General features: G+C 68.4%; 7 protein-coding genes. 1 reads left to right on the top strand and 6 read right to left on the bottom strand.

Annotated features, from left to right (window positions below; translation table 11 throughout):
- Positions 1-148: 148 nt before the first annotated feature.
- From ACZ5ZX_RS37575 to ACZ5ZX_RS37560, 4 genes are all read right to left on the bottom strand, one after another.
- Entirely contained in the window at positions 149-1,927 is a 1,779-nt protein-coding gene (locus tag ACZ5ZX_RS37575) for a choline/carnitine O-acyltransferase (RefSeq protein ID WP_465506746.1), read from the bottom strand.
- The gene (locus ACZ5ZX_RS37570; RefSeq protein ID WP_465332392.1) at positions 1,924-2,772 is read right to left on the bottom strand and encodes a class I SAM-dependent methyltransferase; all 849 of its coding nucleotides are present in this window, start codon (positions 2,770-2,772) and stop codon (positions 1,924-1,926) included. The genes ACZ5ZX_RS37575 and ACZ5ZX_RS37570 overlap by 4 nt, the downstream gene beginning before the upstream one ends.
- A gap of 16 nt (positions 2,773-2,788) precedes the next feature.
- Positions 2,789-3,640, bottom strand: a complete 852-nt coding sequence (locus tag ACZ5ZX_RS37565) for a HalD/BesD family halogenase (RefSeq protein ID WP_465506745.1) — start codon at positions 3,638-3,640, stop codon at positions 2,789-2,791.
- 149 nt (positions 3,641-3,789) lie between these two features.
- Complete coding sequence (locus tag ACZ5ZX_RS37560) at positions 3,790-6,345, bottom strand: bifunctional FO biosynthesis protein CofGH (protein WP_465506828.1); 2,556 nt, start codon at positions 6,343-6,345, stop codon at positions 3,790-3,792.
- A 184-nt stretch (positions 6,346-6,529) separates the two neighbouring features.
- On the opposite strand from ACZ5ZX_RS37560, the gene ACZ5ZX_RS37555 reads away from it, so the two are divergent.
- A complete protein-coding gene (locus ACZ5ZX_RS37555; protein ID WP_465506744.1) occupies positions 6,530-8,137 on the top strand; it encodes an IS1634 family transposase in 1,608 nt (535 codons plus the stop codon).
- On the opposite strand, the gene ACZ5ZX_RS37550 is transcribed toward ACZ5ZX_RS37555, so the two are convergent.
- Both ACZ5ZX_RS37550 and ACZ5ZX_RS37545 read right to left on the bottom strand, forming a co-directional pair.
- Complete coding sequence (locus tag ACZ5ZX_RS37550) at positions 8,076-8,834, bottom strand: SDR family oxidoreductase (RefSeq protein ID WP_465506743.1); 759 nt, start codon at positions 8,832-8,834, stop codon at positions 8,076-8,078. The two genes, ACZ5ZX_RS37555 and ACZ5ZX_RS37550, sit on opposite strands and share 62 nt — an antisense overlap.
- A gap of 8 nt (positions 8,835-8,842) precedes the next feature.
- The gene (locus tag ACZ5ZX_RS37545; protein ID WP_465506742.1) at positions 8,843-9,640 is read right to left on the bottom strand and encodes an alpha/beta fold hydrolase; all 798 of its coding nucleotides are present in this window, start codon (positions 9,638-9,640) and stop codon (positions 8,843-8,845) included.
- Positions 9,641-10,049 lie beyond the last annotated feature (409 nt).

Genomic DNA, 10,049 nt, shown 5'->3' with positions numbered 1-10,049 from the left:
ACCACCCCCTGTTCCCCCAGCCCCCCCCACCCCTTTCGATGCCCTTTGGCTTGTGGGGCTATGGGGTTTACACCCCTAACCGCCACTCACGACCACCTGTACCGAACGATCACCTGAAGCCTCACTCACGACCCCCCTTCACGGGCCGCTAAGCCAGCAATTCCTCCAGTTCCCGGATGGCCGTGGCGAGTTCCGCCGCGAACAGCTCCATCTCGTGCGCGACGTGCTTCGGCGTGCACAGGTAGATGTTCAGCCTGTCCGGCAGCAGCACGTACGCGACGCCGATGCATTGCGGGCTGGTCGATCCGAAGCCGAAGTACTGGATGTTCACCGACGGCGCCGAGCTGGTGCTCAGGTAGTCGTTGCGCATCTTCAGCCAGCCCGGCGACGAGTACAGCGCCGGGGACTCGTCGACGCCGCGACGCTTCTGGATCAGCTGCAGCTCCCACAGGTGCTGCTCCGGCGCGTCGCCCGCCTGGCACTCCTTCGCCCGCGTGACGTGCTTCGCCGCCGCCGCGCGGAAAGCCGCCTGACGCGTCTGCCGGTCCGCTGCCGGGTCGTCCATCACCTGGACGAACCACTGCACCTCGGGCGTCACCACCCGCATCGCTTCGGTGCGCCCGTTCTGGTACTGCCGCGTCGCGATCGACTCGTACGTCGCGCCGGTGATCCCCTTCGCGCGCTTGTGCGCGAGCTGGTACGCCATCTGCGCGAAGCCGTCGGGGGACATCCCCAGCTCCTTCGCCCGCTTCGCGCCGAAGTCGGTGAAGGACACCGTCTTCGTCGCTGTCGCGTCGGCGTACGCGGCGAAGGACGCGGCCGCGGCGCGGGCGTCTTCGCGGAGCGCGTCACCCAGGACGAACTCGATGACCTCGGACGCCGGGACTCCGTCGGCGGGCGGGCGGTCCAGCCGCGAACCGCTCAGCAGCTCGTCGGTGAACCCGAGGATCGTGGTCCCGTCCAGTTCGCAGTGCTCGACGTTGATCCCCGCCGTCCCGTCCTCGAACACGATCAGCGAGACGGCCTTGTCGAACCAGCGGTTGCCGCTGTCGCCGTGCAGCAGCTTGTCGCACGCCTCCTGCGTGTCGGACGGCGTGAAGTCCTCCAGGCACAGGCAGAACAACGCCGTCTCGATGTCGTCGAGCGCGGACGCGTTCCCGGCGGCGAGCAACGCCTCGCGCGTCGCCGCCCACTCGGCCCTCGCCTTGGTGGTGAAATGCCCGACGGCGCTCTCCGGATCCTCGACGAAGGTCCCCGACTTGACGATCGTCTGCAGCCCCGCGACCAGCTGTTCGGGGGAGTACGGTCGCCCGTCCGGTGCGATGACGTCCATCCGGAACGGGGTGTCGCGGTGGAAGACCACGATGTGCCTGGCCCTCGACGGCCCCGGCCAGTCCTCGCGGTACGGCGTCCGCGCGGTGTCCTGGACGGCGCCGGGGATCCGCGTCGCCGAGAACAGGTACTTGTGCTGCACCATCGACTGCGGCTGCCCGCGGACCACGATCGGCGGCACCAGTTCCTCGTCCAGCTTCAGCTTGTAGTCCACCGCCGACGCCGCCAGTTCCGCCGCCCGCTCCAGCTGTCCCAGCGGGGATTCGGAGAAGAGGAAGAAGAAGTTGGCGTTGAGCGCGATCCGGTCGCGGCGGCCGAGGTAGCGGTACGGCCAGAAGGTGTCGAGCCAGCTACGCACACCTGCGCTGCTGTCGTAGGCCTCGAGCGCGCTCTGGAGTTCGTGCGCCGGGCTTCCTTCCGCGAGAAACTCGGCGACGGCGCCTTCGGTCTCCGCCAGCTCACCCGGGGTGAGCAGCGGCGAGCACCATTCGAGGAACCGGCGGCAGGTGTCCTCCAGGTTGGGGACGGGGACCCTCGGCAGGAGGTCCTCGTTGCCGAACGTGCGGGTGGACAGTTCCGGACTGCTCACGATCATCCTTGATCTAGAAGGGGCAGGGCGTTCAGCACGGCGGCGAGCCCGTCCGCCGAACCGTTCGGGCGGGAGACGTACAGCCGCGCGTACAGCCGGCCGTCGGCTTCCAGCCCACGCGGGTCGACGCCCGCGACGGACAGGTTGTCCAGGATCTGGGTCCGTTCCTCTTCCGAAGCGAATTTCCGCTGCCGGAAGACACCGTCGACCGCGGCCGTTTCGTACCCCAGTTCGGCGAGGCTCGCGGCGACCGGTTCGTAGGAGAACATCCTCAGCACGAAATGCGCCATCCACGGCCGGCTTTCCCGCGCGATCCGCACGAGGGTCTTCTCCGTGACGTAACCGACGCAGCCTGTCGAGATGACGATGTCGACTTCGGCCAGCAGCGCGCGCTGTTCCTCCGTCGGGTCCCCACTCTCCAGGTCCGCGTGGATCGCTTCGTCGATGAAGCCCGCCGAGAGCGCGTAGTCCAGTGCCGGCGCGGAGGTGTCGAGGCCGATGAAGCGGACCCCGTCGCCACCGTCGAGCCTCTCGGCCATTCGCCGGTCGTGCGCGATCAGGTCGTCCCTGCTCAGCGACTCGCCGTTCGCGTAGTGGTCGTACAGCCGCTCCATCGAGGTGTCACAGCGGTGCAGCGCCGCGTTGACGCCGTAGGAACACCCGAGGTCGAGCACGGTCGGCTTCTTGACGTCCTGATCCGCGCGGTACTCGTCGATCAGCTGCGCGAAGTAGGCCTTGGCCTGCTGGGGGATGGCGTAGTCCAGCCTGCGCAAGGTGCCGAAGAAGGCACGCGGATCGGGCTCGGTGTAGATGTGGTCGAAGGAGATCTTGCCGGTCGAATCCCAAGGCACGGGCCAAACTCCTGACTTAGTCGAGCAGCTCGTCGCCCCGGACGGCGGCCGAGGCGACGTGTTCGGGCAGGACCCTGCCGAACAACTGTCGCGTCCGTTCCGGACTGCCGATGACCCCGGGGCGCTCGCTGTACGCGAAGATCGCGGAATGGCGGGCGATTGCCCCTTGAACACTACTCACGCGGTGAAGGGCGAAGCGTCCGCGAAACAGCTGAAGATCACCGGGACGCAGAGTGAGTCGCCGGATCAGGTGATCGCCTTCGCCGGTCAGGACGGCACGGACGTCGTCGAAGTTCTCCGTCTTCTCCGAGCGGATGTTCGGACAGTATTCGAAGACACCGCCGTCGGCGGCCTCCTGCGTGAGCATGCTGACGGTGAACTCGTTGGTGTCGAAATGCCACGGATGCGAGCGGCCCGGTTCGATCACGTTGAGCACCAAGCCGGACAGCGGATCGGCGAGTTCGTGGAGCGCCGGGAGTTCGAAACAGTCGGCGACGAACCGCTGGAACTCGCGGCTCGCGTACAGCTGCTGGATGATCGCGGTCGGCGGGATCCGGTCGCGGGCCACGAAGGCGTTGCCGCGTTCCATGATCATGCGGCCGGGATGGCCTTCGGGAAGCGGAGTGTCGACGGCGATGTTGTAGGCATTGACGCGTTCGACCTTCGCGTACGCCTCCGGAGCGATCTCCGCGCCTTCGCGGCGAAGGACGTCGTGCAACTCCGGGCGGACGAAGTCGGCCAAGACACTGCATCCCGTTTCCCGCAGTTCGGCGCGGGTCCGGGAAACGATTTCGCGCCAGGCCGGGCTTCCGGGCTCGGACAACGGATAGCGGGCGGTATCGGCCACTTGGACTGCGCTCGCGGTCATCGACGTCCTCTCGCCTGCCCGGAAGTGATTCTCGGGTTTAGCACAGAAAACGCCGGGTGCCCCCGCGCCTTGTGAGCGGTGACACACGGAACGTGAAGGACTCCTTCCCTCGGCTCAGCCGAGGGAAGGAGTCCTTCACGCGCGATTCGTCAGGAGGTGACAAGCGGCAGCAGCGGCCGCCGGACCGCGGTCGCGACGCCGTCCGACGCCTCGGCCGCGGCGATCCGCTCGGGCGTCGGCGTGCCGTACTCGGTGGTCCGCTGCCGCAGCGGACGGCCGAGCGGCTCGACCATCGCGCGCATGTCGCTGATCGTCTTGTACGACCCGTTGGCCGCACCCGCCATCCGGCTGATCGTCTCCTCCATCAGCGTCCCGCCGATGTCGTTGACCCCACCCTGGAGCACGGCGCGGCTGCCTTCCTCACCGAGTTTCACCCACGAACTCTGGATGTTGTCGATCATCCCGTGCAGCAGCAGCCGGGCCAGCGCGTGCACCGCGCGGTTCTCCCGCAGCGTCGTCCCGGCCCTGGCGAGCCCGGCGAGGTAGATCGGCGAACTCTGGTGGATGAACGGCAACAGCACGAACTCGCTGAACCCGCGCCGCCCGTTGCGTTCCAGGCCTTCCCGCTGCAGCTTCGCCAGCAACTTCAGATGCCCCACCCAGTGCGCCGGGGTGTCGACGTGGCCGTACATCATCGTCGACGTCGTCGTGATGCCGAGTTTGTGCGCGGTGGTGACGACGTTGATCCATTCAGACGTCGGCAGCTTGCCCTTCGTCAGCACCCAGCGGACGTCGTCGTCGAGGATCTCCGCCGCCGTACCCGGCAGCGAGTCGACACCGGCCTCCTTCGCGCGGGCCAGCCAGTCCTCGATCGACAGGTTCGTCCGCGAAGCGCCGTTGACGACCTCCATCGGCGAGTACGAGTGCAGGTGGATGTCCGGCTGGCGGCGCTTCACCTCGGCCGCGAGATCGAAGTACGCGGTCCCCGGCAGATCCGGGTGGATGCCGCCCTGCATGCAGATCTCGGTCGCGCCCGCGGCCCACGCCTCGTCGACCCGGTCGCCGACCTGCTCCAGCGAAAGCGTGTACGCGTCGGCGTCGGTGCGCCGCTGGGCGAACGCGCAGAACCGGCAGCCGGTGTAACAGACGTTGGTGAAGTTGATGTTCCGCGTGACCACGAAGGTGACGTCGTCGCCGTTGACCTCACGCCGCAGGTCGTCGGCGATTCCGGTGAACGCGTCGAGTTCCGGGCCGTCGGCGTGCAACAGCGCCAAAGCCTCGTCGTCGGACAGCCCGGCGGGGTTCTTTTCCGCGCTGCGCAAGGCATCCCGGATGTCGAGGTCGAACCGCTGCGGCGCGGTCTTGATGTTGCCCTTGATCTCCGCCCAGTCGCCGTAGACCGAATCGAAGTCGCTGCGCCGGTCTTCCGTGCGGCCGATGGTGTCGACCTCGACGTGCAGATCGGTCCGCCCGGCCTCCTTCCAGCCGCCGTCCGGCTCCTGCCACGGGATGCCCACCGGGATCGCTTCCTCGATCGCCAGCCCGGTCTCGGCGTCGGTGAGCGGCGCGAGATGCGCGTTCATCCGCGGGTCCAGCCACGGCTCCCCGGTCTTGACGTACTCCGGGTAGATCGGCAGCCGCTCGCGCACGGTGAACCCGAGCGCTTCGGTGCGGCGCTTGAGCTCGTCGATCTGCGGCCACGCGCGCTCGGGGTTCACGTGGTCGGGGGTCAGCGGCGAGACGCCGCCCCAGTCGTCGATCCCCGCGTTCAGCATCAGTTCGTACTGCTGCCCGATGAGGTTCGGCGGCGCCTGGATGCGCATCTTCGGCCCGAGCACGAGCCGCGCGACGGCGATGGTCGCGGCGAGTTCCTCGAGGTCGGCGTCCGGGGTCGCGCGCATCTTGGTGTCCGGCTTCGCGCGGAAGTTCTGGACGATGACCTCTTGGATCCCGCCGTAGGTCTTGGCGACCTTGCGGATCGCGAACAGCGAGTCGGCTCGTTCCTCGAAGTTCTCGCCGATGCCGATCAGGATGCCCGTGGTGAACGGCACCGAACTGCGGCCGGCGTCCTCCAGCACCCGCAGGCGGACGTCGGGGTCCTTGTCGGGCGAGCCGTAGTGAGGGCCGCCCTTCTCGGTGTAGAGCCGCTTCGCGGTCGTCTCCAGCATCATGCCCATCGACGCCGAGACCGGCTTCAGCCGCTGGAAGTCCTGCCAGGTCAGCACGCCGGGGTTGAGGTGCGGCAGGACGCCGGTCTCCTCCAGCACCCGGATCGCCATCGCGCGGACGTAGGAGAGCGTGTCGTCGTACCCGTGCGCGTCGAGCCAGTCCTTCGCCGCCTTCCAGCGGTCTTCGGGACGGTCGCCGAGGGTGAACAGCGCCTCCTTGACGCCCATCGCGGCGCCCTTGCGCGCGATGTCGAGGACCTCGTCAGGGGAGAGGAACGGCGACTCGACCCGGCCGGGGACGGTCGCGAAAGTGCAGTAGCCGCACCGATCCCGGCACAGGCGGGTCAGCGGAATGAACACCGAGCGGCTGTAGGTGACCACGCCGGGACGGCCCGCCGCGACGAGGCCGGCGTCACGGACCCGGGAAGCGTGGTCGGACAGCGTCTTGAGGTCGTCGCCGCGCGCCTGGAGCAGGATCGCGGCCTCGGTGAGGTCGAGGGTCTTCCCGTCGCGCGCCCTGGCGAGCGCCCGGCGCATCGCCGAGGTGGTGGGGGCGGTCGCGTCAGCGTCGGATGCCATTCCCGCACGCTATGGCCGGACTCGCTCCAGCTGCCAGTGTGCATCCGGCCACCACCTCACTCACGTGGGTGTGCTCACTGTTCGCCCAGGTCAGCGGCGGATCTTGGTTGCCGATCGGCGGGCCGGAGTGTATTACCTAAAGGTGGCTTCGGTGATCGGCAAGAAGGTCGGCGGGCGGACGTACTACTACCTCGTCACCTCCGCGCGGGTCGACGGCGAGCCCCGCGTGGTGTCCCAGCGCTACCTCGGCACGGCCGAGGAGATCGGGCGCGCGATGGACGGCGAGGTCTCCGCACCCGGCGAAGCGCGGCACCGGACCTTCGGCGACGTCGCGGCGGTCTGGGCGACGCTGAACCGGCTCGGCTTCGTCGAGCGGGTCGACGAAGCCGTCGGCGCGCAACGCGCCGCGACCACCCTGGGGACACATCTCGCCCTCGCCGTCCTGCACCGGGCGACCGCGCCGGAGACGGAGCTCGCCGCCTGGTGGGAGGACGGTGTCGCGCGGGAATTCGTCAAGGCCGACCTGGCGAACCACTGGCGGGCACTGCACCGGCTCACCCCGGACCGGATCGCGCGGATCGAGGCCACGGTCGCCGACGCCGTCCTCGCCTGGCTGGGGACGGGCGGCGCCGCACTCGCCGTCGACGTGCCGCAGTTCGCCACCTTCACCACGGCCGACCCCTGCCGCTGCGAACTCGCCGGACTCGGGCTGGTGGTGACCAAGGACGGCGCGATCCCGCTGGCCTCGCACATGTACCCGCGCGAAGGGGCCCCACCGTTCGCCGCGCTGGCCGAAGACCTTCGCGGACGGCATACCGACGGCGACGTCACGCTGGTCTTCACCGCCGGGCAGGCCGCTCAGGTGGATCTCGGACGGCACTTCGTCGGCGCACTGCCCTTGTCGGACCATCCGGACCTGCTGGCGAAACCGTCGTCCGCGCGCAAACCCGTCGATCCGGAGCGCTTCGCCGGGTTGACCGCCCTCGACACCAGGGCGGTGGTCGCCGGCGTGCGGCGACGCGTGATCCTGACCCATTCGGAGACCCTGCACAACGCGCAGGCCCGCGCGTTCGGCGACGAACTCGGCACCGCGACCCGCGAACTCGCCGGCCTCGACGCGGCGCTGGCCGCCGGTATCTACCGGGGCGACCGGAGCCAGGTGAACGCCGAGATCGCCAGGATCACGCGCGGCCGCCGGGTCGAGCGCGTGCTCTCACCTTCGCTGACCGGAACCAGGCCGGGGGAGATCCGGCTGACCTGGAAGGTCGACGACGCCGCCGTCTCCCGGCTGCGCGAGGAGTTCTTCGGCAAACAGGTGCTGGTCACCGACCACGACTGGCCGGTCGCGGAGGTCGTCACCGCCTACCGGGCGCGGACCCACCTCGACTCGACGTTCCGCTGGCTGACCGGCACCGCCGTCACCGGGCCGTCACCGCGCTGGGACTGGACGCCGCACCGGATCGCCGTGCACACCCTGGTCACGGTGCTCGCGTCGACGGTCACGCACCTCATGCGCCGCGAGGCCGACCGCGCCGGGATGAACCTGTCGGTCCGCGAACTGATGGACAGCCTGGCCGGGATCGGGGAGACGGTGTTGCGCTACCCGTCGACCGGCGGCCGTCCCCGGACGCGGCGCCTGCTGACCGAGCGGAGCCCGGAACAGCAGGCGCTCTTCGACCTCTTCGGCCTCAGTTCTCTCGGTGGATCCGCAGCGCGGAGAAGCTCTGCACCACCGGCATCAGCTCGATGACGTTGATGTTCACGTGCTCGGGCTGCGAAGCCGCCCAGAAGACGGACTCGGCCACGTCGGCGGCCGTCAGCGGCGTCGTGCCCTTGTAGACGTCGTCGGCCTTGCTCTGGTCACCCTCGAACCGGACGACGGAGAACTCCGTGCCGCCGACCATGCCGGGTTCGACGTTGGTCACCCGGACACCGGTGCCGTGCAGGTCCGCGCGCAGGTTCAGGCTGAACTGGTGCACGAACGCCTTGGTCGCGCCGTAGGTGTTGCCACCGGGGTAGGGGTAGGTGCCCGCGATCGAACCGATGTTGATCACGTGCCCGCGGCCGCGCTCGACCATCCCGGGCAGCAGCGCGCGGGTGAGGTGCACCAGACCGGTGATGTTGGTGTCGATCATCTGGTCCCAGTCGTCGAGCTTCGCCCGGTGGGCGGGCTCGAGCCCCTTGGCGAGGCCGGCATTGTTGACCAGCAGGTCGACGTCGGCGAACTCCTTGGGCAGGGATTCCGGCAGCGCGGCCACCGCGTCGGCGTCACGGACGTCCAGTTCGTAGGGGAGGACGTTCTCGCCCAGCTCGTCGGCCAGCTTGGCCAGCCGGTCCTTACTGCGCGCGGCCGCGACGACCTTGGCACCGTCCGCGGCGAACCGGCGGACGATCTCGACGCCGAACCCCGCGCTGGCTCCGGTCACGAAGACGGTCTTGTGGGACATGGAGACGATCACCCAATCTCTTTCAAGAACCGTGCGAACACGGCGTTGAACTCGGCCTCGCGCTCCAGGTTAGGCATGTGGGCGGCCCCCTCGATCACCGCCAGGGTGGAGCCGGGGATGAGTTCGTGCATCAACTCGGCGTCCGAGACGGGCGTGTACTCGTCCTCGGTGCCGACGACGATCAGGCTCGGCACCGCGACCTTCGCGAGGGTCTCCCGGTAGTCGGGCCGCTCGGCACGTCCCCTCAGTGCCGCCGCGGCCCCTTCCTTGGGCGTCGTGCGCATCATGCCGAGGACGTGCGCCGCCACGTCCGGCATCGTGCGGACGTTCTCCGGCGAGACCATCTTCGTCAGCACCTCGTCCGCGTAGGGGTTCAGTCCTTCGGCGAGGACGCGATCCGCCATCGCGTTGCGGACGCGCTTGCCCTCTTCGGTCTCTGCCTGCGGGGAGGTGTCGGCGAGCAGGAGCCCGGCGACGCGCTCGGGGTAGGTGCGGTGGAACTCCATGACGATCTGCCCGCCCATGGAGAGGCCGCCGAGCACGAAGCGCCCGAGGCCGAGTCGATCCGCGAGACGGGCGATGTCCTTGGCGAAGACGTCGAGCCCGGTCTTGCCCGGGACCACCGTGGTCTCGCCGTAGCCGCGGAGGTCCGCGGTGATGACCCGATAGCCCTCGCGACTGAAGCGTTCCGCCTGCGGACGCCACATCGTGCGGTTGAAGGGGTGGCCGTGGACGAGGACGACGGGCAGCCCGGTGCCGAGGTCGTCGTAGGCGACGGAGATGCCGTCGAGTTCCGCAGTGCTCATGGGACCGAAGCTAATCGGAGCAATCTTTGAGATCAATACGGTGCAATGTACTCGGAGCAATGTTCTTGTCCGGGTGTTCACCGGGGCGGCTCCGGGTGGATCACCGGGGTTGGCCCTGTTTTGAGCCCTTGACCTGCGGAAATGTCGTTAAGGTACCCCCCTGTTTTCGGGGGTTTCCGGCCATGTAAAGTTCTCCAAGTCGCCAGGGAAACCGGGTGGCCGACCGGGACACGAACCAAGCTCTCGCTCAGTGCGATTGAGTGGGTGTCCCACCAAAAACTGCTAGGAATGACTGCTTCGGATAAGGCCGCGTTGTGTGGTGCGATCTGGGGTGTGTTGCTTGAGAACTCAACAGTGTGCTAGTGAACTAAGCCAGTAGAGCTTATGTATTTGAACCTCGTATTGAGGT

The organism is Amycolatopsis sp. NPDC033938, assembly GCF_055575975.1.
This window is presented reverse-complemented; position numbering and strand designations above follow the sequence as displayed.